This window comes from Bacillus sp. SIMBA_008 (genome assembly GCF_046535495.1).
Taxonomy (GTDB): Bacteria; Bacillota; Bacilli; order Bacillales; family Bacillaceae; genus Bacillus; species Bacillus subtilis.
This window is the reverse complement of the sequence record NZ_JAWRWL010000003.1, coordinates 263,636-289,716: the sequence shown is the minus strand read 5'-3', so window position 1 is coordinate 289,716 and position 26,081 is coordinate 263,636. Positions and strand designations below refer to the sequence as shown.

Below are 26,081 nucleotides of genomic sequence, written 5' to 3'. Positions count from 1 at the left end.
GTCATGCATCATATTGTTCAATTTTTGCAAACCAATGGGGGCGAGCTTCTTTATAAAACATACGAGCATATTACGATATCGCTCATTGCTGTGATCTTAGGTGTGCTGGTTGCCGTCCCCCTCGGAGTTGTGCTTACCAGAATGAAAAAAGGAGCCGGCACCATTATCGGCATTGTCAATATCATTCAGACGCTGCCGAGTCTGGCCATCCTCGCTTTTTTTATTCCGCTCCTTGGTGTAGGGAAGGTTCCGGCCATTGTGGCTTTGTTTTTCTATTCCGTATTGCCGATTCTTCGCAACACGTATACCGGCATTCGCGGCGTCAACAAAAATCTGCTCGAGTCTGGTAAAGGCATCGGAATGACGCCGGCTGAACAAGTCCGCTTGGTGGAGCTGCCGCTTGCCGCGCCAGTGATCATGGCGGGAATCAGAACATCGACGATTTACTTAATCGGCTGGGCCACGCTTGCTTCCTTTATCGGAGGCGGCGGATTGGGTGATTACATTTTTATCGGACTGAATTTGTATCAGCCGGAATATATCATCGGGGGCGCGGTACCTGTCACGATATTGGCAATTGTGATTGATTATGTGCTGGCAGTTGCTGAACGAAAACTGACACCTGCCGGCATGCAGAGATTGAAGGAATTGTCATAAGGAGGCGGCTCATGAAAAGAAAATATCTCAAATTAATGATAGGTTTAGCACTTGCGGCAACGCTGACGCTGAGCGGCTGTTCGCTTCCTGGTCTCAGCGCTGCTGCAGACCAGACCATTAAAATCGGCGCGCAAAGCATGAGCGAATCAGAAATCATCGCCAGCATGCTTGGCCAGTTGATCGAACACCATACTGATCTCAAAACAACAACGATCAAAAATCTTGGCTCCAACGCGGTGCAGCAGCAGGCTTTAATGAATGATGAAATCGACATTGCGGCCACAAGATATACGGGAGACGCGCTGACAGGCACGCTGAGAATGGAACCTGAAAAAGATCCGGACAAAGCGCTGGCGCTTACTCAGCGGGAGTTTAAAAAAAGATATGATTTAAAGTGGTATGACTCCTACGGGTTTGATAATACATATGCCTTTACAGTCAGCAAGGAGCTGGCCGACCAATACCATTTAGAGACCGTATCAGAGGTTAAAAAATGGGCGCCGCAATTAAAGCTGGGCGTTGACAACTATTGGATGAAGCTCAAAGGAAACGGCTATCAGGATTTTACGAAAACCTACGGCATGACATTCGGCGGCACGTATCCGATGCAGATCGGCCTTGTGTACGACGCGGTGAAAAGCGGAAAAATGGACATTGTGCTTGCGTATTCAACCGATGGAAGAATCAAGTCCTATGGTCTCAAAATGCTAAAGGATGATAAACAATTTTTCCCGCCGTACGACTGCTCTCCGGTTGTTCCGGAAAAGGTGCTCAAAGAACATCCTGAGCTTGAAGGCATCATCAAGAAAATGCTCGGAAAAATCGACACAGCCACGATGCAGGAGCTTAACTATGAAGTCGACGGCAATCTCAAAGAACCGTCTGTCGTTGCCAAGGAATATTTAGAAAAACATCACTACTTCGAATCGTGAAAGGGGGAAGAGGTCAATGAACGTGCTTGAACAGTTAATGACGTATTACGCGCAGAATGGCAGTTACGTCATGGATGAATTCGGCCGCCACTTTCTCATGTCGGCTTACGGCGTATTGTTTGCCGCTGTCGTCGGGGTTCCGGCCGGAATCCTCATCGCGCATTTTCGGCGTTTGTCAGCCTGGGTGTTTGCCGTAACAAACGTTATTCAAACAATCCCGGCGCTCGCTATGCTGGCCGTCTTAATGCTTGTTATGGGGCTCGGCGCAAATACCGTGATTCTATCATTATTTCTGTATTCCCTGCTGCCGATTATTCGAAACACGTACACAGGCATTATCAGTATTGAGCATGCCTACTTAGAATCGGGGAAAGCAATGGGCATGACGAAATTCCAAGTGCTCAGAATGGTTGAGCTCCCGCTCGCACTTTCTGTCATTATGGCGGGCCTTCGCACGGCTCTCGTCATTGCCATTGGAATTACAGCGATCGGCACATTTGTCGGTGCCGGAGGCCTTGGGGACATGATCGTCCGCGGCTCAAACGCGACAAACGGAACAGCCATTATTCTAGCCGGAGCGATCCCGACTGCGGTGATGGCGGTAGGAGCTGATTTGCTTATGGCTTGGCTGGAGCGGGCATTAAGTCCGGTGAAGAAAAAAAGAACCGGGGCAAAACACGTTCAATCAGCTGCATAGAATAGAAAAAGAGGCTGGAATCCAGCCTCTTTTTTCTATTTAAATCGTAAACTGACCCATCTTCTCATTAAGCTCATTGGCCAGCTGCTCAAGCTCTTCAGCATTTAGAAGCACTTGATCCATCGAATGGGCGGATTGCTCAGTTATTGAAAATGTTTCTTCAATGCCGGCGGCCGACTCTTCGGATACAGAAGCGATATTTTCAATCGATTGATTGATGGTAATCGATTGGTTTGTTAACTGCTTCAGGCCATCCGTTACTTCCTTAATGCTGTCTGCAACATGGGTGACGGATTGTTTGATATGCTGCATAGCCTGTCCGGTGTCTGTCAGGTTTTCCGTTCCTTTTTCGACTTCTGTAAAGCTGCTTTCCAAGTACTTAATAACGGAGTGGATTTCCTGCTGTGTCCCGTTTACAATCCGGGTAATGTCCTGCACGGAATCAGAAACGCCGTCAGCCAGCTTTCTGACCTCCTCTGCCACAACGGCGAAGCCTTTGCCGCTTTCTCCAGCGCGGGCGGCTTCAATCGCGGCGTTAAGGGACAGCAAATTCGTTTGCTCGGCAATTCCGTTGATGACTTGAACAAGCTTGTTGATATCCTGAGAATGCTGTTCCAGTGATCTCACTTTATGAACGGCTTCTTGAACGATATGGTGGATGGTTTTCATTTGCTGTAATGACGTATCCATATTTGCGTTTCCGCTTACCGCGAGTTCGAGAACGTTTTGAGACGTATCGCTGATTGTAATGCCGTGATTATAGGCATTATCAATGCTTTCGGTAAACTCATTCATCGATTCAGCAATCGTCACAGCGTCTTGGGCCTGCTGTTCAGAGCCCTCAGCCATTTCGTTCATCGTTTCAGTAATATGTTTGCTGCCGGATCTTGTTTCATTCGTTGCGGTTGCAAGCACCTGTGAAGAAGAAAGAACCCGGCTTGATATGTCTTTAGAATATCCGACAATATCTCTCAGATTCCCTACCATTTTTTGCAGCGCTTCATTCAGATCACCCAGCTCGTCTTTTGAGTTGAGCGGCTCCATATCGTTCGACAGATCGCCTTCGGCAATATGATTGGCAGATTCCTTCATGCGAATGATAGGCTTTACAATGTTTCGCGTGATATAAAGCCAGATGAAAATGCTGATGAGGATCGATGCTGCCACAAGCAAAGCAGTGTAAATGAGCCCTTTATGATAGACGGCCTTCGTTTCTTTTACCGCTGTGTTGCTGCCTTCTTGATTTAAGTCAACAAGCTGAGTGATTGTTTTTTTCATATCCTCAAAGCTGGCCTCAGTCTGAACCAATAAACCTCTTGCTTTGTCCATGTCATTCGTGCGGCCGCTTTCGATAATTTGCGCATGAATATCCATATAGGTATTCACTTCAGTTTGAAGCTGCTCGAACAGTTTCTGCTCTTTATCAGTGGAGATCGTTTTTTCGTAGTTAGCAAGCTTTTGGTTAATGTCTTCCATGATTTGATTCATTTCTTGATCAAGAGTATCCATTTTGCTTTTGTCTGTATAAATCAGAAAGTCCTTTTCTTTAGAAGACAGGTGCTCGGTTACATAATTAATTGAAGTGATTCCTTTGATGCCGTCAATCCATTTTGTGTTGATTTCATCTGTTTTTTGAATGATATGCTGCATATTAAGAACGCCTATTCCGCCTACAAGTAAATTGATCAGGATCAGTGTCAAAAATACCAGGCTGAATTTGCGGGAAATCGTCAGTCGCATATAGTGGTCTCCTTTAAAAACGTAATGTGTGGATGTACTATATATCGGCTGAGAAATCGTTTTTTCACCTGGGAAAAAATAAAAAACGGCTCTTTTCTCGTCTTTGAGATCAGAACCGTTTTAGCAATTAGTCAAGAAAGGAAGGGTCAATCCATTCAGTCGCCCATTTAGAAATCTCACCTAATATGGGTGCTAGTGCCTTTCCTTTATCAGTCAATGAATATTCGATGCGAACCGGAGTTTCAGGGATGACATCCCGCTTCACTACTCCTTCAAGCTCAAGTTCTTTCAGCCGTTCTGACAGAACTCTGCCGCTTAGATTTGGAAGTGCTGCTTCAATTTCGCTAAATCGCTGAGACCCGTTCAAGAGCTGAAATACGATTAAAGCGACCCAGCGTTTACTTAAGATGTCGACTGCTTTTTCAAATCTAGGACACATTTCTGATTGGTTCATACTTTTCACCTCGTCTGTTACTATTATAACGCAAATAACGAGGGAGGGTATGCAAGCGTGATTGATAAAATATAGAAAGAGAAACAGGGGATTATGAGGAAGAGGCGCGTTTTTTTGCTTCTGAAGACAAAAAATCGAAGTATTTGCTGAGATTTTCAATATCCTGCTTTGAGAGATGTTCCCATTTTTGACTATTGAAAATCGGGAGGTGCTCCGCTCCGCGCGTGACAGCCGTCTGGTAAATTTCATAAACGGATTGATAGCTTTCTGATGCTTCGCGGATTTCTTCAGGAAAGGCCTGAATATGGCCTGCGGCGGCCATTAGGTTTTCGTACGGCACTTTCAGGACGGCTGCTAGTTTTTTAATCGTGGCGGGTTTTGGCGTTCCGCGTTTGCCGTTTTCAATTTTTGAAATGGTGGCCGAGCTGATGCCTGAGTACACCGCAAGCTGATTCACTGTCAGTTTGCGGGCGCGGCGCAGCTCCCGTAATTGCTGTCCGAACGGTGACATGGTCTATCGCCTCACATTTCTATCAAGAGTCAGTCATCAGCAGACCGTTTTTTGGCTTCGTCTGAAATAAACGAAAAATAATGATCCAGCATGAGCAAATCTTCTTTATTGAGATATTGCCACTTTTCGTTCTCAAGAAGCGCAAGGTTTTTCAGGTCATAGGCCTCCGCTTTTTCAAGCAGCTTGCACTTCGTTTCGTAAGGGGCCCTGGCTTCATGCACTTCTTCGATGTAACCAGCCTTGTACATAAGCCCCTCATAAGGAATTTTTAAGGCCTCTGCCAGTTTTTTGATGGTGGCAGGTTTGGGAACGCCCCGTTTTCCGTTTTCGATTCTGGAGATGCCGGCCGCGCTTACGCCTGAATAAGTCGCCAGCTGGTTGACTGTTAACTTTCTCTCTTCACGCAATGCCCGTAATTGTTCGCCAAAGCTTTCCATATATCTCACCCCGTCCCTCACTGTTACTCATATTTTAGTATGTTTATTGACTAAAGGGAATAGGTAGACTGGAAATGTATTGACAAAAGTTAACATAAGCCGTAATGTAAAAGTATAGAAAAAAGTTTTTCAGGAATGGAAGGTGAGGAAAGTGCCAGTAGAAAAGATACAGATTAGACGTGATTATGTCTTGCAGTATATGGTTAATAACGATTATTCCCTTAATCAGCTTGCGCTGGAAATCGGAGTCTCACCCGCCACACTGAGCCGCGTGCTGAATGGAGAAAGACGGCCGGGGCAGCTTGTGATCGGTAAAATGCTTCACTATTTTAATTTGAAATTTGAGGATCTTTTTTACTATGATTTTGTTGACAAAAGTCAATAAAGTAACAAAAAACGCAAGGAAGCCAAGCGTTTTCTATTCCTATGAATGATGTGTCAGCACAAACCCTGTCACCAGCTCATTGCACGTTTTCCATTGTTTTGTCGGCAATTGATGTCCCTGATATTCCAATCTGAAAAATTCGGCATGTCTGCACGATCTTCGGTAATAGCCTGCGTTTGTAAAGGTCCAGTCCCGCAGGCCGCCATACATAAACAGCATTGGCATGTCTAGGCGGGGCAGCTGTTCAATGCAGCTGTAGCCAAGCGAATCCAGATAATACTGATGCCAATGTGCCAGGTCTGCTTTTTTCATATGGTCTGTTAATATGCTGCGAAGCTGTCTGTCTTTTGTGTGGCTGCCAGCGAGGATTTTCATGAGCAAACCGGGGTTTTTTTCAAGCAGATACATTCCCAGTTTGTGCAGCTTCTGGCCGATTACGTTATGAACAGCGGGGTAGGCGCCGGACAGAATAAGGTGTGACACTTTGTCCGGGTGGGTGAAGCCGATATGCTGCGCGATTAAGCCTCCGGCAGAATACCCGAATAACACAGCTTTATCAATGTCCAAAGCGTCCATGAATTGCGCGATCTCGTTTGCGTAATAGGAAATAGACGCTGGCTGATCGATGTGATCACTATCACCGTGGCAGCTTAAATCGGGAAAAATCACCCTGAAATGCTTGGATAGAAGGCGCTGATAATAAAAAACCTTGCGTCCCATGCCCGGCGGGTGGATAAAAATGATAGGGATTCCCTGTCCATATTCTTCATAAAAAAGATGTTTCCTGCTGTCTATGCTGATAAGCGGCATCGCTTTTCTCCTTTGGCCTTTTCATATGAATAGGGTAACCAAGATAAAACGTCTTATCCGGCCTTTTGGCGTCTGATACAGCGTGACATGCCAACCCTTTTCATGTAAAATAGAAGTAATGTAGCCAGTGAGTCTGGAGGTGTATGGGATGCACGCAGTTTTGATTACCTTATTGGTTATCGTCAGCATTGCACTTATTATTGTCGTTTTGCTTCAATCCAGTAAAAGCGCCGGATTATCTGGTGCGATTTCAGGCGGAGCGGAGCAGCTCTTCGGGAAACAAAAAGCAAGAGGTCTTGATTTAATTTTGCACCGCATTACGGTAGTGCTGGCAGTCTTGTTTTTCGTGTTAACGATTGCGCTTGCTTATATCCTATAGGGCAATGTTTGTATAAGGTCTGATGTGAAGTCAGGCCTTTTTCACGTTTCTGGATGATATTCAAAACGTTTTTTTCTGATTAAACTGTGGAAAACTAAAATGATCGTGCAGATAGAAAGGGAGACATGAGCATGAAAGTTGTGACACCAAAACCATTTACATTTAAAGGCGGAGACAAAGCGGTGCTTTTGCTGCACGGCTTTACAGGAAATACAGCGGATGTAAGGATGCTGGGACGATATTTGAATGAACGCGGCTATACGTGCCACGCGCCTCAATATGAAGGACATGGCGTCCCGCCTGAAGAACTTGTACATACGGGGCCCGAAGACTGGTGGAAAAACGTAATGGATGGCTATGAATACTTAAAATCTGAAGGCTATGAGAGCATTGCTGCCTGCGGACTGTCGCTTGGCGGGGTTTTTTCGCTGAAATTGGGTTACACTGTACCCATAAAGGGAATTGTCCCAATGTGCGCACCGATGCATATTAAGAGTGAAGAGGTCATGTATCAAGGCGTTCTTTCATACGCTCGCAATTACAAAAAGTTTGAGGGGAAAAGCCCGGAGCAAATTGAAGAGGAAATGAAAGAATTCGAAAAAACGCCGATGAATACCCTCAAGGCGCTGCAAGACTTAATTGCTGATGTGCGGAATAATGTCGATATGATTTATTCACCGACATTTGTGGTGCAGGCCCGTCATGACCACATGATTAATACCGAAAGCGCCAATATTATTTACAACGAAGTGGAAACTGATGATAAACAGCTGAAATGGTACGAGGAATCAGGGCATGTCATTACACTCGACAAAGAACGTGACCTCGTCCATCAGGATGTGTATGAATTTTTAGAGAAGCTCGATTGGTAATCAACAGGAGGTCGGATAATGGAAAAAGAAGCATTTATGGAAAAGCTTCTCTCGTTTATGAAGGAAGAGGCGTACAAACCTCTGACCGTTCAGGAACTTGAGGAGATGTTAAATATTACGGAAGCCGAGGAGTTTAAAGAGCTCGTCAAAGCGTTAGTCGCCTTGGAAGAAAAAGGCCTTATCGTACGGACGAGAAGCGACCGTTACGGCATTCCGGAGAAGATGAATTTAATAAAAGGAAAGATTTCAGCGCATGCGAAAGGATTCGCCTTTTTGCTGCCTGAAGATACGTCGTTAAGTGATGTGTTTATTCCGCCTAATGAGCTAAATACGGCAATGAACGGCGATATCGTCATGGTGCGTCTAAATTCACAGTCAAGCGGCTCCAGGCAGGAAGGAACCGTCATACGGATTTTAGAAAGAGCGATTCAGCGGGTTGTCGGCACGTATACAGAAACGAGAAACTTCGGCTTTGTCATTCCGGACGACAAAAAAATCACGAGTGACATCTTCATTCCGAAAAATGGGAAAAATGGAGCTGCGGAAGGGCATAAGGTTGTTGTCAAGCTGACGAGCTATCCTGAAGGCCGCATGAACGCAGAGGGTGAGGTTGAAACCATTCTAGGCCACAAAAACGACCCGGGCATTGATATTTTATCGGTCATTCATAAGCACGGCCTGCCGGGAGAATTTCCAGCTGACGCGATGGAACAGGCATCAAGTACGCCTGACACGATTGATGAAAAAGATCTGAAAGACCGCCGTGATCTCCGTGACCAGGTGATTGTCACCATTGATGGTGCGGATGCGAAGGATTTGGATGATGCAGTTACCGTGACGAAACTTGATGATGGAAGCTACAAGCTTGGCGTTCACATAGCTGATGTCAGCCATTACGTAACTGAAAACTCGCCGATTGACAAAGAAGCGCTTGAAAGAGGGACAAGTGTGTATCTGGTTGACCGTGTCATCCCGATGATTCCGCACAGATTGTCAAACGGCATCTGCTCCTTAAATCCAAAGGTTGACCGCCTGACGCTTTCTTGTGAAATGACCATTAACAGTCAGGGACAGGTGACAGAGCACGAGATCTTCCAAAGTGTCATCAAAACAACGGAAAGAATGACATATTCAGATGTGAATAAAATTCTTGTTGACGATGATGAAGAGCTGAAACAAAAATACGAGCCTCTTGTTCCGATGTTCAAAGACATGGAGCGTCTGGCTCAAATTCTGCGCGATAAGCGGATGGACCGCGGCGCCGTTGACTTTGATTTCAAAGAAGCAAAGGTGCTTGTTGATGACGAAGGAGCAGTTAAAGACGTTGTGATCAGAGAACGCTCTGTCGCCGAGAAGCTGATTGAAGAATTTATGCTTGTGGCAAACGAAACAGTAGCGGAGCATTTCCATTGGATGAACGTCCCGTTTATATACCGGATTCACGAAGAGCCGAATGCTGAAAAGCTGCAAAAGTTTTTAGAGTTTGTGACGACATTTGGCTATGTGGTGAAAGGAACGGCGGGAAATATTCATCCGCGCGCGCTGCAAAGCATTCTGGACGCTGTGCGTGACAGACCAGAGGAAACGGTTATATCTACTGTTATGCTCCGTTCGATGAAACAGGCGAAATACGACCCGCAAAGCTTGGGGCACTTCGGTCTGTCAACGGAATTCTATACGCATTTCACATCGCCGATCCGCCGTTACCCGGACTTAATCGTTCACCGTCTGATCCGAACGTATTTGATCAACGGCAAAGTCGATGAAGCGACACAGGAAAAGTGGGCTGAACGACTGCCGGATATCGCCGAACATACATCATCAATGGAGCGCCGTGCAGTTGACGCCGAGCGTGAGACGGATGATCTGAAAAAAGCGGAATACATGCTTGATAAAATCGGTGAAGAGTTTGACGGCATGATCAGCTCTGTGACAAACTTCGGAATGTTCGTCGAGCTGCCGAATACAATTGAAGGACTCGTCCATGTCAGCTTTATGACAGATGACTACTACCGCTTTGACGAACAGCATTTCGCAATGATTGGCGAGCGGACAGGCAACGTCTTCCGCATCGGGGATGAAATCACAGTCAAGGTTGTCGATGTCAATAAAGATGAGCGCAATATCGACTTTGAAATTGTCGGCATGAAGGGCACTCCGCGGCGTCCGAGAGAATTGGACAGCAGCCGGAGCAGAAAACGCGGAAAGCCTGCCAGAAAACGTGTTCAAAGCACCAATACACCTGTTTCTCCAGCTCCGTCTGAGGAAAAAGGGGAGTGGTTCACTAAGCCGAAGAAGAAAAAGAAAAAACGCGGCTTCCAGAATGCTCCGAAACAGAAACGGAAAAAGAAGAAATAGCAGCTCAACCAGCAAATAGGGCCGCAGCGCTCTATTTGCTTTCTTTCGGAAACAGCTTTTCATTGTAGCGGTACGTGACATTTGGTAAAATAGAGCGTATCGCAAAAGGTGGACAGTTTTTCCTTAGAGAGAGGAGGTTCTGGCATGCCAAAAGGGTCAGGAAAAGTATTATCTCAAAATAAGAAAGCCAACCACGATTATTTTATAGAAGAAACCTATGAAACAGGCATCGTTCTGCAAGGAACCGAAATCAAATCGATTCGCGCCGGCCGCGTAAACCTTAAAGATTCCTTCGCCAAAATCGAACGGGGAGAAGTGTTTCTCCACAATATGCACGTCAGCCCATATGAGCAGGGAAACCGCTATAACCACGATCCGCTCCGGACAAGAAAGCTGTTAATGCACCGCAAGGAGATTAATAAGCTGATCGGGTTAACAAAGGAAAAAGGCTATTCTCTCGTTCCGCTGAAGCTGTATTTAAAAAACGGCTTTGCCAAAGTGCTTCTAGGCCTTGGAAAAGGGAAGAAGAACTATGACAAACGGGAAGATCTGAAGCGCAAGGACGCGAAGCGGGAAATCGAAAGAGCGTTCAGAGACAGTCAAAAAGGCTTCTAAAGGCATAGTGCTTGATTCGAAAATCAGGCCTGTGCTATACTGTGTTCACGATCAGATCACGACGCCATTCATTTGAAGGATTTGACAATTGAAAAGAGCCGTGATCATGTTATAATAAGACTATAGCCAGTTTGAGTGAGAGCTTGATATTTTCTCCCGTATTTCCCTTATACCAAGGGGACGTTACGGATTCGACAGGGATGGATCGAGCTTGAGCTGCGAGCCGAGAGGCGATCTCGTAAACACGCACTTAAATATAACTGGCAAAACTAACAGTTTTAACCAAAACGTAGCATTAGCTGCCTAATAAGCGCAGCGAGCTCTTCCTGACATTGCCTATGTGTCTGTGAAGAGCACATCCAAGTAGGCTACGCTTGCGTTCCTGTCTGAGAACGTAAGAAGAGATGAACAGACTAGCTCTCGGAAGGCCCGCCCGCAGGCAAGAAGATGAGTGAAACCATAAATATGCAGGCTACGCTCGTAGACGCTTAAGTAATCGATGTTTCTGGACGTGGGTTCGACTCCCACCGTCTCCATACATACTGACAATAAAGCAGAACCTCTCAAGAGGTTCTGCTTTATTTATTCTCCAAACCACAGGCACCAAAAAGTGCGTACTTCCATTTCAATCCCAGCTGTTTCATACTGATTGCAGAGCAGATGTTTCACCAATCAGATTTCTGTCAATAAATAAGAGGAATCAAAAACGGAGGGATGAATAATGAAACTGAATTTACAAGGAAAAACCGCACTGGTGACCGGTTCGACATCTGGGATCGGAAAAGCTATTGCCTCTTCGTTAGCTGAAGAAGGTGCGGCAGTGATCATTAACGGACGCCGGGAAGAGAAAGTGAATCAGACGATAGATGAACTGAAAACACAACATGCTGAAGCGGTTCTTTATCCGGCTGCATTTGATTTGGGAACAGAAGAAGGCTGCAATGAGCTGTTTCAGGCATATCCAGAGGTTGATATTTTGGTCAACAATTTAGGGATTTTTGAACAGGCGGAGTACTTTGATATTCCCGACGATGAATGGTTTCGTTTTTTTGAAGTGAATATTATGAGCGGTGTAAGGCTGACACGCAGGTATTTGCATAACATGATAGAGAAAAAGGAAGGGCGTGTGATTTTCATTGCCAGTGAAGCGGCGATTATGCCGTCACAGGAAATGGCGCATTACAGTGCGACAAAAACGATGCAGCTGTCCATTTCCCGCAGTTTGGCGGAGCTGGCAACCGGCACGAATGTCACAGTCAACACCGTCATGCCGGGCTCTACCTTAACAGAGGGTGTGGAAACCATGCTGAACTCGCTGTATCCTGGTGAAAACCTGACTGTTCAAGAAGCTGAGGCACGTTTTATGAAAGAAAACCGGCCGACATCTATTATTCAAAGACTGATCCGTCCGGAAGAAATCGCCCACTTCGTTACATTTTTAAGCAGCCCGCTTTCCTCTGCGATCAATGGTGCGGCACTTCGGGCGGACGGCGGTTTGGTCCGCAGTGTCTTTTAAACCTCTCCCAACAGGAGAGGTTTTTTATATATTGTTGATTTCCATAAATTTCTGCCGTATAATATTGGTACCTAAATAGTTTTCTTGGTACCGAAAGCGGGGGATTAATGTGGAAAAAAGAATTATGGCGGAAACCATCCGGCTGATTAAGCAGAAAGGATTTTCATTTACGATGAATGATTTGGCGGCAGCGCTGGGAACGAGCAAGCGGACGCTCTATGCATATTATTCATCTAAAGATCAGCTTGTTGAGGCGGTTGTCGAACAATTTATAGCTGAAATGAAGCAAATAGAAAGAGACATCTATGAAAATGAAAGTTTAAATGTGCTTGAAAAGGTGAAAAAAATGCTGATCAGCCTTCCACAGGGGATGGAACTGCTGAACATGGGATTATTAAATGAACTAAAGAAATACCATTACGATGCGTGGCTTACATTAGACACGTTTATTAAGGCAGAATGGGCCATTGTCCTAGCATTATTAAACGAGTGCAAACAGCAAAAGAGAATCAGAAACATCAATCCGGACCTGTTTGTTCACATGTATATAGGGAGCATCAACCAAGTGTATGACCCTGAATATCCACTGAAACATCAGTTCACGACAGGAGAGGTGCTTGAATCAATTGTAGATGTTTTGTTTAACGGTATAACAGCTGATGAGGAGGCTGATGCCACGTGAATTGGGTGTTTCTATGCTTGGCGATTTTGTTTGAGGTTGCGGGAACGGTCAGCATGAAGCTATCGTCTGGTTTTACAAAGCTTATTCCCAGTTTGCTGTTGATTTTCTTTTATGGAGGGAGTCTTTTCTTTCTGACGCTTACGCTTAAATCCATTGATGTATCTGTTGCTTATGCTGTATGGTCAGGGATGGGAATTGTCCTGATTACAGTCGTTGGTTTTTTGTTTTTTCAAGAACATGTGAGTGTCATGAAAGTCATTTCAATTGGATTGATTATTGCCGGTGTTGTGTCTTTAAACCTGATCGAGCATGCTGCGGTGTCTGAGCCGGTACATAAAAGCGGGCAGTACAAATGAGATATATGAAGCTGTTTTTTCTCGTGACTGATATCGGTTTTATCTTGTACTGGCTGTCAGCCGGATTTTCGCTCATACCGGAAAGCTGGGCTTTTAAACATCATGACCATCCGTTTATGATCGCATGGAACTGGTCTTTTTTTCCGCTGGATATCCTGATTTCTGTCACAGGGTTGTACAGCTTGTACCTACAGCGGGTGAATCGAGCTGACTGGAAGCTGATGGCGCTGATTTCTCTTGTGCTGACCTGTTGTTCAGGTCTGCAGGCGCTATCATTCTGGACATTCAGCAGTGACTTTGATCTTGTGTGGTGGCTGTTTAATGGGTATCTATTGATTTATCCTTTATTTTTTATTCACCTGCTCTTGAAGGAAGGCAGAAGGACAAAACAGTCCTGACAGGTGCCGCTTTTATAATAAACTGATGTAATGAAGCAGAGACGGTATAAGTCTCTGTTTTTTTATCGTGCGCACCAATTGAGAAGCTAACCGCGTTTTTGGGCATACTAAAGCGAAGAAACGGGAAAAGTTCTACACATTCATTGAAAAGGATTTTGTCAAATGAACAAAACTGCTGCGAACAATCAAAGAATCATGCCTATCGTGAAGGATGCCTTTCGCATTCATGCAAATCCATTTCCTTGGAAAAAGGCTATCGGATCAGGTTTCGCTTCAGGGTTTCCTGTGCTGGTCGGTGCATTGGCAGGTCACACGGATTACGGATTAATTGCAAGTATCGGAGGCTTTGTTTATTTATATGCGGGCGGTGAATCGTACAAAAAGCGCGCCTTGAAGCTGCTCTTGGTTTCTATTGGGATCGCCCTCTCATTTGGTTTAGGGACGCTTTTGTCCGGGACGCTTTGGATGATGGCGGCTGTTTTGGGGCTGATCGGTGCAGCGGCGATGTTTATTTTTAGCGCGCTCGGCATTCAAGGCCCTGCGCCGATGTTTTTTGTCCTTGCCTTTTTAGTCAGTTCCGGTTTGCAGCCCGATCCTTCACAAGCGCTGTTCAGAGCGGGACTGACGTTTCTCGGCGGCATTTTCGCCATGGGTATCGCTTTAATCGGATGGTTATGGAACAAACATGGACCGGAGGGAGCGGTGCTGCAAAAAACATATCATCAGCTGGCTGCATGTCTTTCAGCCGTCGGAACGCCAGGTTTTCATAACGCACAGCATCAGACGGTGCTCATGCTTAGAACAGCCCGCCAAACAGTTCTTGGGAAAGGGAACAGACGGAAAAAATCGCGGCATGATGAACGATTTTTCCGCCTCCTTGAAAAAGCTGACGACATATTCCTTGCCATTATTCATTTTTCAGCTGAAACGCCGGACAGAGAGACCGCGCAGATTGAAAAGGCACTTCGCCAAACCGGAGATATGCTTGCGCATGCACGGGTTTCCGGTACGTTTCAGATTAATGAGAACGAATCTGAGCCTAGGCGGAAGCTGTTTGAAGAAATCAATGAGGTTTTGAATATCGCTTCAGAACGTTTTGATAAGCAGCTTGACGGGGAGCCGAGCCGCCTGCCATCCTCTTTTTACTTTTTGAGAAATGCTTTTGACTGGAAGTCTCCAGTTTTAATTAGAGCGTTAAAGTACGGAATTGTTCTGTTTGCCGCCGATATGTTTGCCCTCGCATTCGGCTTTGCACGCTCCTATTGGATTCCGCTTTCGGCAGCAGCGGTCATGCTTGGCACTACTGTTGTTTTTACGCTTCACAGGGCTATTCAGCGTTCGGCCGGAACGGTGATCGGTGTTATGCTGGCAGGCGCAATCCTGTTTTTTAAGCCGGGCGGTGTTTATATTGCGTTTTGTATTGCAGCGCTGCAATGTCTTCTTGAGATGCTGATCGTCCGCAATTATGCGCTGGCTGTTCCCTTTTTAACCGCAAATGCGCTTGTTATCACAGAAAGTATGCATGGCGGCGCGGGTGCCGGTTATTTTATGATAGCGAGGCTGACTGATGTAGCTGTCGGCAGCGTGATCGGGCTGTTGGGAACAATACTTTTGTGGCGGCGGTTTTCAACGAAGCGACTGCCTGAACTGATGAGGAACGTCATCCGGCTGGAAGGGCAGTTTATGGAGAAACTGTTAACCGGGCAGAAAGCCGACGAACACAAGTTAAGGGTGAGCCTTGTCAGGCTTCGGGATGCGTATGACAAGGCGCTTGGAGAGTTTCCTCATGCGAATGCTGATGCGCTCTGGCCTGCCATTTCCGGTGCTCAGCACTTAGGGTACTATTTGCTCTCGGCCCAAGCTCACCGCCGTCCGCCTGCTCCGTTTTCTGATGAAGAGATCAACCAGCTGCGGGCGTTTTTTGAACAGGCTCAGCAATCCTTTATCATGAAAAGGATACCTGCGGATATTAAAGTGCCGCATGTTCCTCATTATCCTCGAATCAGTAAAGAATTGTCCGCGCTGTATTCAGGCTTGAGAACAGCTTTTGAAAAGTAAGCTGTTTGGAAAGTTAAATAATCTTTAATTCGAGATGTTTTACTTGAAAGTAAATTTCTTTGTCTCTATAATAAAGTCTAAGAGAGACAGAATAATCATTATGCATCTGTATGATAATAATTGGTGTGTGATTTTTAAAAACGAAAGGGCTGGTAAAAATGGCAAAAGTATTATATATCACTGCTCATCCGCATGACGAAGCAACTTCGTACAGTATGGCAACAGGTAAAGCATTTATCGAATCTTACAAAGAAGCAAATCCAAATGATGAAGTTGTACATATCGATTTGTACAAAGAAAACATCCCGCACATTGACGCAGATGTATTCAGCGGATGGGGAAAGCTTCAGTCAGGTACAGGCTTTGAAGAGCTTTCTGAAAGCGAAAAAGCGAAAGTAGGCCGTTTGGGAGAGCTTAGCGATCAATTTGCATCAGCTGATAAGTACGTATTTGTTACACCTTTATGGAACTTCTCATTCCCGCCAGTGATGAAAGCGTATCTCGATTCTGTTGCTGTTGCAGGAAAATCATTCAAATACACAGAACAAGGTCCTGTCGGCTTGTTGACTGATAAAAAAGCAATTCATATCCAAGCTCGCGGCGGCTACTATTCAGAAGGCCCTGCGGCTGAGATGGAAATGGGACACCGCTACATCGGCATCATGATGAACTTCTTCGGCGTACCATCATTCGAAGGCATTTTCGTAGAGGGACATAATGCGGAGCCTGATAAAGCACAGCAAATCAAAGAAGACGCGATTGCGCGTGCGAAAGAAGCAGGAAAAACATTCTAATGAAAAAGCCTCCCCTTATTTGGGGAGGCTTTTGTTTTAGTGCTCCAGCATAATGGTTCGTTTCTCTTTACTGCTTTTCATCGCGGCTTCAATGATGCGGATGACATTAATACCTTCCTCAGCAGTGACTGGCAGCGCAGCACCTTCCCGTATGCTTTCCGCTATTTTGCGGTAATAAGTAAGGTAGGAGCCATTTACTGATGGGATCGTTTCTGTTTTTTTGCCGGAGCCACGAATGGTTGTAAGCTGTCCGTAAAACTCCGGATCATCTGCACCCCAGCTGTCATCCTCTGGTTTTCTTCCCGCTCTGAGTGCGTCTTCCTGTCCGTCAATTCCGTATTTGATAAAGCTGGAATCTTTTCCATGGATTTGATAACGAGGTCCGTTTGCCGGAACGATTGATCCCCCGTATAGAATGGCTTGAAGCTTGCCATAGTCCAGGGTTAAATGAAAATAGTCAACCGTTTCGGCATTTTCCCGCTGGGCCATCACGTTTGCAGTCACGGCTTTAGGCATCCCAAACAAATGCAGGGTTTGGTCTATGATGTGGGAGCCGAGATCATACAGCGTACCAGTGGCAATGCCTTCTTTTTCCCGCCACCGCGCTTGAACTTCAGGTCTGTAGCGGTCATAGGAAACTTGATATGTATTGATATCTTCAAGAGATCCCTCAGAGATCAGCTTTTTAATCGTTAAAAAGTCGTTATCCCAGCGTCGGTTATGATATACGCTTAATAATACGCCTTTTTCATCGGCAGCCCTTTTTAATGTTTCCCCCTCTTCGGCTGTTGCTGTCATTGGTTTTTCCATCACAACATGTTTTCCGGCCTGTATGCATGCCATAGCATGCTCGTAATGAAGGCCGCTCGGGGTGGTGACAATGACAAGCTCAATGGCAGGGTCATTTGTGATTTCCTCAAGCTCATGTACAACCTCAGCATCTGGAAAGTCCCGTTTCACTTCTTCTGTCCGAGATGTCATGATTTTGCTGATTTGATATTCATCCAGAACATCCAGCAGCGGCCCGTGAAAAACAGAACCGGACAATCCGTATCCTAATATTCCAACCTTGATCGTATCCACTTTTCTTCTCCCCTTTAAAAGCGTTATCAACAGAAGTATATACCCTCCTGATCAAATGGTAAAACCTAACTGATTCATTTTTTGCGTCGGCATGCTTAGACAACCGTTTGGACAATCAGTATAATGGGAATTAATATCATTAAACAGAGGTGTACGCATGGAAAAGCATAACGAACATAAAACATTAAACCATAAAAGCTCGAAAGAAAAGGATCAGATTACAAACCGGCTTAAGCGGATTGAGGGTCAGGTCAGAGGCATTCAAAACATGGTGGAAAACGACAGATATTGTGTAGATATTCTTGTGCAAATTTCAGCTGTTCAGGCGGCAATGAAAAATGTGGCGCTTCATTTGCTTGAGGATCATGCCCATCATTGTGTAGCAGATGCCATCAAAAGCGGAGACGGGGAACAGGCCATTTCTGAGCTTTTGGACGTATTTAAAAAGTTCACAAAATCATAAAGCGTTTTTTTATTGTAATACCCTACGGGGGTATGGTAGGATAAAAATACAAAGAATAAACAGGAGGAATTGATATGGAACAAAAAACATTGCAAGTTGGAGGAATGTCCTGTCAGCACTGCGTCAAAGCAGTAGAAACGAGCGTAGGAGAACTGGACGGCGTCAGTGCCGTTCATGTCAATCTGGAAGCGGGTAAAGTCGATGTTTCGTTTGATGCTGACAAAGTATCAGTCAAAGATATAGCGGATGCGATAGAAGATCAGGGCTATGACGTAGCTGAGTGATTCAAGGTATCGCGCCTTTAGGGAGGTGCGATATTTCTTTCATTTTTATATACCCCCCAGGTGTATATAAAGGAGTGAGTATGTTGAGTGAACAAAAGGAAATCGCGATGCAGGTCACTGGTATGACCTGTGCGGCATGTGCTGCCAGAATTGAAAAAGGCCTGAAGCGGATGCCCGGTGTCACGGATGCCAATGTTAATCTGGCAACGGAAACATCAAATGTAATCTACGATCCTGCTGAAACAGGGACTGCAGCGATTCAGGAAAAAATAGAGAAGCTGGGCTATCACGTCGTTACAGAAAAAGCTGAATTCAATATTGAGGGCATGACCTGTGCGGCTTGCGCCAATCGGATTGAAAAACGGCTTAACAAAATAGAAGGCGTCGCAAATGCTCCAGTAAACTTCGCTTTAGAAACAGTTACAGTCGAATACAATCCAAAAGAAGCGTCTGTCAGCGATTTGAAAGAGGCGGTAGATAAGCTTGGATATAAGCTAAAGCTGAAGGGGGAACAGGACAGTGAGGCTGCTGCTGCTAAAAAGAAAGAAGAACGGAAGCAAACGGCGAGACTGATTTTTTCAGCTGTCCTGTCGTTTCCATTGCTTTGGGCGATGGTGAGCCATTTTACATTTACATCATTCATTTGGGTACCGGATATATTTCTCAATCCGTGGATGCAATTTGCGCTGGCGACACCAGTCCAGTTTCTGATCGGCTGGCCGTTTTATGTGGGTGCTTATAAGGCACTCAGAAATAAAAGCGCCAATATGGATGTATTGGTCGCCCTCGGTACGACGGCTGCTTACGCTTATAGTCTTTATCTTACTTTTCAAAGCCTTGGCTCTCACGGGCATACAGACGGCCTTTACTATGAAACAAGCGCGATTTTGCTGACGCTGATTTTATTAGGCAAGTTGTTTGAAACAAAAGCAAAAGGCCGTTCCTCGGATGCGATTAAAAAGCTGATGAAGCTTCAAGCGAAAACAGCGACTGTTGTAAGAGACGGACAGGAGCAAATCATCCCGATCGACGAAGTGCTTGTTAATGACATTGTTTACGTCAAACCCGGCGAACGAATTCCTGTCGACGGAGAAGTGGTTGAAGGCCGCTCAGCAGTTGACGAATCGATGATTACAGGAGAAAGTCTTCCTGTTGACAAAAATCCTGGTGACAGCGTGACAGGTTCAACCGTTAACGCAAACGGTTTCCTGAAAATGAAAGCTGTCAACGTCGGAAAGGATACTGCGCTTTCTCATATCATCAAAATTGTTGAGGAAGCTCAAGGGTCAAAAGCGCCGATCCAGCGTCTCGCTGACCAGATTTCAGGTATTTTTGTGCCCATTGTATTGGGGATTGCCGTTCTCACTTTTCTCATTTGGTATCTTTGGGCGGCTCCTGGCGATTTTGCCGAAGCGATCAGCAAGTTCATTGCGGTTCTTGTCATTGCCTGTCCTTGCGCCCTCGGTCTTGCCACTCCGACGAGCATAATGGCTGGATCTGGACGCGCTGCTGAATTCGGGATTTTATTTAAAGGCGGCGAGCATTTAGAAAAAACACATCGTCTCGATACCATTGTTCTTGATAAAACCGGAACCGTGACAAACGGGAAGCCGCGTCTGACAGATGCCATTCCATTCGGCCGTTTTGAAGAAAAAGATTTGCTTCAATTTGCAGCGGCAGCGGAAACGGGATCAGAGCATCCGCTTGGCGAAGCGATTATTGCTGGCGTGAAAGATAAAGGGCTTGAGATACCGAAACTTACCCGCTTTGAAGCAAAAGTCGGCGCAGGCATTTTGGCTGAAGCCGGAGGAAAAAGCATTCTCGTCGGCACAAGAAAATTAATGGAGAGCGAACAGGTTGAGCATGGGGCTCTTCTCGCCCAAATGGAAGAGCTAGAGGCCGAAGGGAAAACAGTTATGCTTGTATCCATTGATGGAGAACCAGCGGGGCTAGTAGCAGTTGCAGATACGATTAAGGACACGTCAAGGGAGGCTGTTGCCCGTCTGAAAGAGTTGGGCCTTGATGTCATCATGATGACAGGAGACAATCGCAGAACCGCAGAAGCCATCGCGAAGGAAGCGGGAATTGCGAATATCATTGCGGAAGTTCTTCCTGAACAAAAGGCGGCGGAAATCGCCCGCTTGCAAAAAGAAGGCCGCCAGACAGCAATGGTAGGCGACGGAATTAACGATGCGCCGGCGCTTGCCACAGCTGACATCGGCATGGCGATTGGAACCGGCACGGACATTGCCATGGAAACAGCAGACATTACACTGATTCGCGGCGATCTGAACAGCATTGCCGACGCAATCCGCATGAGCAGATTGACAATGAAAAACATTAAACAAAATTTATTCTGGGCGCTTGGCTATAACAGCCTAGGCATCCCAATCGCAGCACTTGGATTTTTAGCACCGTGGATAGCAGGAGCAGCAATGGCATTCAGCTCCGTTTCCGTTGTTCTGAATGCTCTTCGTCTGCAAAAAGTAAAATGAAAAACCGGCTATATGCCGGTTTTTGTTTTTCATTGACACTTTCTTGGAAAACAACATATAATAGGTGTAACTTATATATGAGTATATGCTCATATATGTAAAGTAAATAGAATACTCATTGATACGCTTTGAAGAGGGAACCCTAAATCGGAAGGTAAGGTGAGACTAGTGAAACAGGAATACGTTCTGGACGGTTTGGATTGCAGCAATTGTGCCCGAAAAATCGAAAATGGAGTCAAAGGCATAAAAGGCATTGACGGATGCGCGGTAAATTTTGCGGCAAGCACCTTAACTGTCTCAGCCGATGGGAAAGAAGAGCAATGGGTCACGAATAAAGTAGAGAAAAAAGTGAAATCAATTGATCCGCATGTAACGGTTCGCCAAAAGCATATAAAGAAATCAGCTGATGATGGCTATCGTAATAGAATGGTCAATATGCTGATCAGAATGGCGGCGGCTGTCATTCTCGGCGCAGCGGCATATTTGGTTCATTCGGGAACCATTGAATTTTTCCTTTTCCTCGGTGCTTATTTGATTATCGGCGGTGACATTGTCATCCGCGCAGTCAAAAACATCATCCGCGGTCAGGTGTTTGATGAGCATTTCTTAATGGCTCTTGCCACAATCGGCGCTTTTCTGATTCAGCAATACCCTGAGGGGGTCGCCGTTATGCTGTTTTATCAAATCGGTGAGCTTTTTCAAGGAGCCGCGGTCAGCCGTTCCAGAAAATCAATTAGTGCGTTAATGGACATACGGCCTGATTACGCCAATCTCAAAACAAAGAACGGCATCGAACAGGTTTCCCCGGAGGACGTTCAGACAGGAGACATCATTGTGGTTAATCCGGGAGAAAGCATACCCTTGGACGGTAAGGTCGTGCAAGGGTCAGCGATGGTTGATACATCTGCTTTAACAGGTGAGTCCGTTCCGAGAAAAGCTGCGGAAGGACAAGATGTAATGTCAGGCTTTATCAATCAAAACGGCGTTCTGCATATTGAAGTCACAAAGGGCTATCAGGAATCAGCAGTATCAAAAATATTAGACTTGGTTCAGAATGCGAGCAGCCGTAAAGCCCGGACAGAAAACTTTATCACGAAGTTTGCCAAGTATTATACACCTGCTGTTGTGATCATTGCGGTATTGCTGGCCTTTGTTCCGCCGCTTGTTCTTTCTGGCGCCGCGCTTTCCGATTGGGTGTACCGCGCGCTTATCTTTTTAGTGATTTCTTGTCCTTGTGCGCTTGTTGTCTCTATTCCGCTCGGTTTCTTCGGCGGAATCGGAGCGGCCTCAAAGGCCGGAGTGCTTGTAAAGGGAAGCAATTATTTAGAAGCCTTGAATCAAGTCAAATCCGCGGTGTTTGATAAAACGGGAACACTAACAAAAGGCAGCTTTGAAGTGACAGAAATCAAACTTGCGGAAGGTTTTACAAAGGATAGATTACTTGAAGCGGCGGCATACGCTGAGCTTCATTCACAGCATCCGATTGCTGAATCTGTGCGTAAAGCTTACGGGAAAATGCTTTCCTCCGATGAGATAGAGTCATACGAAGAAATCCCCGGCCACGGCATTTTTGCAAAGGTAAATGGAACTGAGATCCTTGCCGGGAATAAAAAGCTCATGGAAAGAGAACAAATTGAGGATGTCCCGGATGAAAATGCTGGAACAATCGTACACGTTGCTGTTGATCAACGCTATGCCGGAGCAATCATCATAGCGGATGAAGTAAAGGAAGACGCAGCACAGGCGGTTGCTGATCTGAAGTCGCTTGGGATCAAACAGACAGCTATGCTGACGGGTGATTCGAAACAAACGGGAGAAGCCGTCGGAAAACAGCTTGGGATTGGTGAGGTATATGCAGAGCTGCTGCCGCAGGATAAAGTCGCGCAGGTCGAAGCATTAGAAGCTAAGCTTTTGCCTAGTGAAAAACTCATTTTTGTCGGTGACGGCATCAATGATACGCCGGTGCTTGCACGCGCAGATATAGGGGTTGCGATGGGAGGCCTTGGCTCAGACGCCGCGGTAGAAGCCGCAGACATCGTGCTGATGACAGATCAGCCGTCAAAAATAGCAGAAGCGATTCGGATTGCGAAACGGACACGGCGAATCGTGTGGCAAAACATCGGCTTTGCTTTAGGTGTGAAAGCGATCTTTCTCATTCTTGGAGCATTTGGAATTGCAACCATGTGGGAAGCGGTTTTCTCAGATGTCGGTGTTACACTGCTCGCTGTGGCAAACGCTATGCGCGTCATGCGTCTCAAAAACAAATAAATTGTCGGAGAGAATTCATTTTTTCGGGGTTTTCTTATCGGCGCTTGTCTTGTTAAAATAAAGAAGTGGATCAATTGCGATCCGCTTCTTTTTTAATTTTAAAACGATGAGGTGTCGGAGTGAAAAAGAAACAGCAGTCTTCTGCGAAATTCGCGGTCATCCTTACGGTTGTGGTTGTTGTATTGCTAGCAGCCATTGTCATCATTAATAACAAAACGGAACAAGGCAATGATGCGGTGTCCGGACAGCCGTCTATCAAAGGGCAGCCTGTGCTTGGCAAGGACGATGCACCGGTAACTGTAGTAGAATTCGGAGATTACAAATGTCCGTCTTGCAAGGTGTTTAACAGTGACATCTTTCCAAAAATACAAAAAGACTTTATTGATAAGGGCGATGTGAAATTTTCTTTCGTGAACGTCATGTTCCATGGAAAAGGTTCAAGATTAGCGGCTCTTGCATCTGAAGAAGTATGGAAGGAAGACCCTGACTCTTTCTGGGATTTCCATGAAAAGCTGTTCGAAAAACAGCCGGATACGGAACAGGAATGGGTAACCCCAGGCCTCCTTGGTGATCTTGCAAAAAACACCACAAAGATAAAACCTGAGACACTCAAGGAAAATCTTGATAAGGAAACATTCGCTTCTCAAGTGGAAAAGGATTCTGACCTTAATCAAAAAATGAACATACAGGCAACACCGACGATTTACGTCAATGATAAAGTGATCAAAAATTTTGCGAATTATGATGAAATCAAAGAGACAATAGAAAAAGAGCTGAAAGGGAAGTAACGATATGAAAAATAGAATCGTATTTTTATATGCTTCCTGGGTTGTGGCTCTTATCGCTATGCTGGGCAGCCTGTATTTCAGTGAAATCAGAAAGTTTATTCCATGTGAACTGTGCTGGTACCAGCGTATCCTCATGTATCCACTCGTCCTGATTTTAGGCATCGCCACCTTTCAAGGGGACATACGAGTGAAAAAATATGTGCTCCCGATGGCGATTATAGGGGCATTCATTTCGACTATGCATTACTTAGAGCAAAAAGTGCCCGGTTTTAGCGGCATTAAGCCGTGTGTAAGCGGCGTGCCGTGCTCGGGCCAATATATTAACTGGTTTGGTTTTATTACGATTCCATTCCTGGCCCTGATTGCTTTTATCCTGATTATCGTTTTTATGTGCCTGCTGAAAGGCGAAAAATCTGAATAACAAAAAAAGCGCCCGCGTATGCCGGGCGCTTTTTTAATTTCGCAAACTCATGTCCATCAGCAATAGCCGTATTCCCTCTAAATTTATCTTTTTTTCTCATAAAAATGTTATTGATTTTACGCTTGAGCGATTATAAAATCTAGAGGTCGTCAGAAAATTTAACAAACATAAAAGGGAGTCATCAGAATGGCTTGGGAGCTGCTCAGTGTGATTGGCATCATTGCGTTTGCAGTCAGCGGCGCAATTGTTGCGATGGAAGAGGAATATGATATTTTAGGAGTTTATATATTAGGGATTGTCACCGCTTTTGGAGGAGGAGCGATCCGCAATTTGCTGATCGGTGTTCCGGTGTCAGCGCTATGGGAGCAGGGAGCGTACTTTCAAATCGCGCTTTTATCTATTACAATTGTGTTTCTGTTTCCGAAGCTGCTGCTGAAGCATTGGAATAAGTGGGGCAATTTATCAGATGCGATCGGCCTCGCTGCCTTTGCTATCCAAGGCGCACTGTATGCCGTCAAAATGGGCCATCCGCTTAGTGCCGTAATCGTGGCTGCGGTGCTGACGGGAAGCGGGGGCGGAATCATCCGCGACCTTCTTGCCGGGCGCAAACCGCTTGTGCTGAAGGCAGAAATTTATGCAGTCTGGGCGGCTCTCGGCGGTTTAATCGTCGGCTTGGGCTGGCTGGGGAACTCGTTCGGCTTATACGTTCTGTTTTTCGTGCTCGTTGTTTGCCGGGTTTGTTCCTATATGTTTAATTGGAAGCTGCCAAACCGTTCTTTTCGCTTAGATAGTCAGTAAAATAAAAGAAACCTCTCCATGACGGAGAGGTTTCTTTTATGGTAGCCTGCCGGGATCAAATAAAAAGTCCTTTTCGAAACCGCGCAGAACAAAGCTATTTGAAATTAATAGGTAGCCCAAAAGGTATAGCTGATGGTTTTTTTAGTTCCTGTGTTAGTGAATTTGAATCTGTATTTTGTTTTGTAGCTTTTAGAAGCTTGTTTGTAACTTAAATTTGTAGAGCCTTTTTTCGTTGCATAAAAAGTTTTAACATTTTTCCAGCCTTTATTTGTCTTTTGTTGCAGAGTTGCTGTAATTTTCCCGCTGCCTGATCCGTTTGCTGTCATGTTGGCCCAAGTTCCTTGTCCTGGATAATAAATATGAAAAGTTGGCGAGTAAGTATAGTTTTTAAATGAGCCCGAATGGTAATGAGTACTCCATATTTGACCTTTTTTAACCCAATCTTTAGCTTCCGCTTTGTTGTTTACTAGGTCAATAGCCGTAAAACTTGTTACGGCTACGACGAATGCCAGCAACATCATAGATAGCTTTTTCTTCACTGAGTATTTCCTCCTAACTAATTCTGGTTCTTTCTTCATGTTCATATCATAAACCGAGAGAAATAATGTAACATCGTCCTATTCTCCCAAATGAAAAACTTTAATTTGTTGAAATATGTCGAAATTGGATGAAAAATGACTATTTTACTGCGACTATAGATACGATAGCAAGGATGTAGTCGCTTTATGGAAGATGACAATAACAAGTTTAGTCATTCTTCACGTTAGATGAACAGACAAACACGGTAAAGCTCTGCGGTGTTTTTAAAATGAAAAAGATATATTATATCG

Annotated in this window: 28 protein-coding genes and 1 other RNA gene; 22 read left to right on the top strand and 7 right to left on the bottom strand. The window is 45.3% G+C overall.

Annotated features, from left to right (window positions below):
* Positions 1-3 precede the first annotated feature (3 nt).
* The 3 genes from opuBB to opuBD are packed head-to-tail and all read left to right on the top strand — an operon-like array spanning position 4 to position 2,286.
* Positions 4-657, top strand: coding sequence for a choline ABC transporter permease OpuBB (gene opuBB / locus SB658_RS12115; protein ID WP_003228370.1), 654 nt, complete (start codon positions 4-6; stop codon positions 655-657).
* An 11-nt stretch (positions 658-668) separates the two neighbouring features.
* Complete coding sequence (gene opuBC, locus SB658_RS12110) at positions 669-1,589, top strand: choline ABC transporter substrate-binding lipoprotein OpuBC (RefSeq protein ID WP_144500524.1); 921 nt, start codon at positions 669-671, stop codon at positions 1,587-1,589.
* 16 nt (positions 1,590-1,605) lie between these two features.
* A complete protein-coding gene (gene opuBD / locus SB658_RS12105) occupies positions 1,606-2,286 on the top strand; it encodes a choline ABC transporter permease OpuBD (RefSeq protein WP_003228374.1) in 681 nt (226 codons plus the stop codon).
* Positions 2,287-2,325: 39 nt separating this feature from the next.
* Here the strand turns inward: opuBD and SB658_RS12100 are convergent, their stop codons facing one another.
* The 4 genes from SB658_RS12100 to rghR all read right to left on the bottom strand — a co-directional run bounded on the left by SB658_RS12100 (position 2,326) and on the right by rghR (position 5,428).
* Positions 2,326-4,026, bottom strand: coding sequence for a methyl-accepting chemotaxis protein (locus tag SB658_RS12100; RefSeq protein ID WP_144500525.1), 1,701 nt, complete (start codon positions 4,024-4,026; stop codon positions 2,326-2,328).
* Positions 4,027-4,153: 127 nt separating this feature from the next.
* Complete coding sequence (gene catR / locus SB658_RS12095; RefSeq protein ID WP_003242888.1) at positions 4,154-4,480, bottom strand: catDE operon transcriptional regulator CatR; 327 nt, start codon at positions 4,478-4,480, stop codon at positions 4,154-4,156.
* 91 nt (positions 4,481-4,571) lie between these two features.
* Positions 4,572-4,991 (bottom strand): helix-turn-helix domain-containing protein, encoded by a 420-nt coding sequence (locus tag SB658_RS12090; protein WP_014480905.1) that lies wholly within the window; start codon positions 4,989-4,991, stop codon positions 4,572-4,574.
* Between the two features lie 29 nt (positions 4,992-5,020).
* Positions 5,021-5,428: a transcriptional repressor RghR gene (gene rghR, locus SB658_RS12085; RefSeq protein WP_003220034.1), complete on the bottom strand. Its 408-nt coding sequence runs from the start codon at positions 5,426-5,428 to the stop codon at positions 5,021-5,023.
* A 151-nt stretch (positions 5,429-5,579) separates the two neighbouring features.
* Between rghR and SB658_RS12080 the strand changes: the two genes are divergently transcribed.
* On the top strand, positions 5,580-5,813 hold the full coding sequence (locus SB658_RS12080) for a helix-turn-helix domain-containing protein (protein WP_009968172.1): 234 nt from the start codon (positions 5,580-5,582) through the stop codon (positions 5,811-5,813).
* A gap of 39 nt (positions 5,814-5,852) precedes the next feature.
* On the opposite strand, the gene SB658_RS12075 is transcribed toward SB658_RS12080, so the two are convergent.
* On the bottom strand, positions 5,853-6,623 hold the full coding sequence (locus SB658_RS12075; RefSeq protein WP_144500526.1) for an alpha/beta fold hydrolase: 771 nt from the start codon (positions 6,621-6,623) through the stop codon (positions 5,853-5,855).
* 148 nt (positions 6,624-6,771) lie between these two features.
* Between SB658_RS12075 and secG the strand changes: the two genes are divergently transcribed.
* The 11 genes from secG (at position 6,772) to azoRB (ending at position 16,651) form a co-directional block, all read left to right on the top strand.
* Positions 6,772-7,002: a preprotein translocase subunit SecG gene (gene secG, locus SB658_RS12070; protein WP_003220028.1), complete on the top strand. Its 231-nt coding sequence runs from the start codon at positions 6,772-6,774 to the stop codon at positions 7,000-7,002.
* Positions 7,003-7,133: 131 nt separating this feature from the next.
* Positions 7,134-7,874 carry an alpha/beta hydrolase gene (locus SB658_RS12065; protein ID WP_003242610.1) on the top strand — a complete coding sequence of 247 codons (741 nt, stop codon included), beginning with the start codon at positions 7,134-7,136 and terminating at the stop codon, positions 7,872-7,874.
* Positions 7,875-7,892: 18 nt separating this feature from the next.
* The gene (gene rnr / locus SB658_RS12060) at positions 7,893-10,232 is read left to right on the top strand and encodes a ribonuclease R (RefSeq protein WP_003228386.1); all 2,340 of its coding nucleotides are present in this window, start codon (positions 7,893-7,895) and stop codon (positions 10,230-10,232) included.
* A gap of 144 nt (positions 10,233-10,376) precedes the next feature.
* On the top strand, positions 10,377-10,847 hold the full coding sequence (gene smpB, locus SB658_RS12055; protein WP_003220025.1) for an SsrA-binding protein: 471 nt from the start codon (positions 10,377-10,379) through the stop codon (positions 10,845-10,847).
* A 176-nt stretch (positions 10,848-11,023) separates the two neighbouring features.
* Positions 11,024-11,386: a transfer-messenger RNA gene (gene ssrA, locus SB658_RS12050) on the top strand.
* A gap of 182 nt (positions 11,387-11,568) precedes the next feature.
* Positions 11,569-12,363 carry an SDR family NAD(P)-dependent oxidoreductase gene (locus SB658_RS12045; protein WP_029725936.1) on the top strand — a complete coding sequence of 265 codons (795 nt, stop codon included), beginning with the start codon at positions 11,569-11,571 and terminating at the stop codon, positions 12,361-12,363.
* A gap of 109 nt (positions 12,364-12,472) precedes the next feature.
* Positions 12,473-13,045 (top strand): TetR/AcrR family transcriptional regulator, encoded by a 573-nt coding sequence (locus SB658_RS12040; protein WP_003228390.1) that lies wholly within the window; start codon positions 12,473-12,475, stop codon positions 13,043-13,045.
* A complete protein-coding gene (locus tag SB658_RS12035; protein WP_003228392.1) occupies positions 13,042-13,401 on the top strand; it encodes a DMT family transporter in 360 nt (119 codons plus the stop codon). The genes SB658_RS12040 and SB658_RS12035 overlap by 4 nt, the downstream gene beginning before the upstream one ends.
* Positions 13,398-13,799: a YvaD family protein gene (locus tag SB658_RS12030; RefSeq protein WP_003242541.1), complete on the top strand. Its 402-nt coding sequence runs from the start codon at positions 13,398-13,400 to the stop codon at positions 13,797-13,799. The genes SB658_RS12035 and SB658_RS12030 overlap by 4 nt, the downstream gene beginning before the upstream one ends.
* A gap of 162 nt (positions 13,800-13,961) precedes the next feature.
* Complete coding sequence (locus SB658_RS12025) at positions 13,962-15,857, top strand: FUSC family protein (RefSeq protein WP_144500527.1); 1,896 nt, start codon at positions 13,962-13,964, stop codon at positions 15,855-15,857.
* Between the two features lie 158 nt (positions 15,858-16,015).
* On the top strand, positions 16,016-16,651 hold the full coding sequence (gene azoRB, locus SB658_RS12020) for an FMN-dependent NADH-azoreductase AzoRB (RefSeq protein WP_003228400.1): 636 nt from the start codon (positions 16,016-16,018) through the stop codon (positions 16,649-16,651).
* Positions 16,652-16,687: 36 nt separating this feature from the next.
* Here the strand turns inward: azoRB and iolW are convergent, their stop codons facing one another.
* On the bottom strand, positions 16,688-17,764 hold the full coding sequence (iolW, locus tag SB658_RS12015; RefSeq protein ID WP_014480865.1) for a scyllo-inositol 2-dehydrogenase: 1,077 nt from the start codon (positions 17,762-17,764) through the stop codon (positions 16,688-16,690).
* A 127-nt stretch (positions 17,765-17,891) separates the two neighbouring features.
* Here iolW and csoR point away from each other — a divergent pair, with 127 nt between their 5' ends.
* From csoR to SB658_RS11980, 7 genes are all read left to right on the top strand, one after another.
* Complete coding sequence (gene csoR, locus SB658_RS12010; RefSeq protein ID WP_003228404.1) at positions 17,892-18,197, top strand: copper-sensing transcriptional repressor CsoR; 306 nt, start codon at positions 17,892-17,894, stop codon at positions 18,195-18,197.
* Positions 18,198-18,271: 74 nt separating this feature from the next.
* On the top strand, positions 18,272-18,481 hold the full coding sequence (gene copZ, locus SB658_RS12005) for a copper chaperone CopZ (RefSeq protein ID WP_144500528.1): 210 nt from the start codon (positions 18,272-18,274) through the stop codon (positions 18,479-18,481).
* Between the two features lie 83 nt (positions 18,482-18,564).
* Positions 18,565-20,976, top strand: a complete 2,412-nt coding sequence (gene copA / locus SB658_RS12000) for a copper-exporting P-type ATPase CopA (protein WP_144500553.1) — start codon at positions 18,565-18,567, stop codon at positions 20,974-20,976.
* A 159-nt stretch (positions 20,977-21,135) separates the two neighbouring features.
* Positions 21,136-23,244 carry a heavy metal translocating P-type ATPase gene (locus tag SB658_RS11995; protein WP_129092699.1) on the top strand — a complete coding sequence of 703 codons (2,109 nt, stop codon included), beginning with the start codon at positions 21,136-21,138 and terminating at the stop codon, positions 23,242-23,244.
* Between the two features lie 119 nt (positions 23,245-23,363).
* Positions 23,364-24,032, top strand: coding sequence for a disulfide bond formation protein BdbD (gene bdbD, locus SB658_RS11990; protein WP_124059103.1), 669 nt, complete (start codon positions 23,364-23,366; stop codon positions 24,030-24,032).
* 4 nt (positions 24,033-24,036) lie between these two features.
* A complete protein-coding gene (locus SB658_RS11985; protein WP_124059102.1) occupies positions 24,037-24,453 on the top strand; it encodes a disulfide oxidoreductase in 417 nt (138 codons plus the stop codon).
* Between the two features lie 186 nt (positions 24,454-24,639).
* Positions 24,640-25,251, top strand: coding sequence for a trimeric intracellular cation channel family protein (locus tag SB658_RS11980; RefSeq protein WP_003228419.1), 612 nt, complete (start codon positions 24,640-24,642; stop codon positions 25,249-25,251).
* A 104-nt stretch (positions 25,252-25,355) separates the two neighbouring features.
* On the opposite strand, the gene SB658_RS11975 is transcribed toward SB658_RS11980, so the two are convergent.
* On the bottom strand, positions 25,356-25,790 hold the full coding sequence (locus SB658_RS11975) for a hypothetical protein (protein WP_144500529.1): 435 nt from the start codon (positions 25,788-25,790) through the stop codon (positions 25,356-25,358).
* Positions 25,791-26,081: the final 291 nt, after the last annotated feature.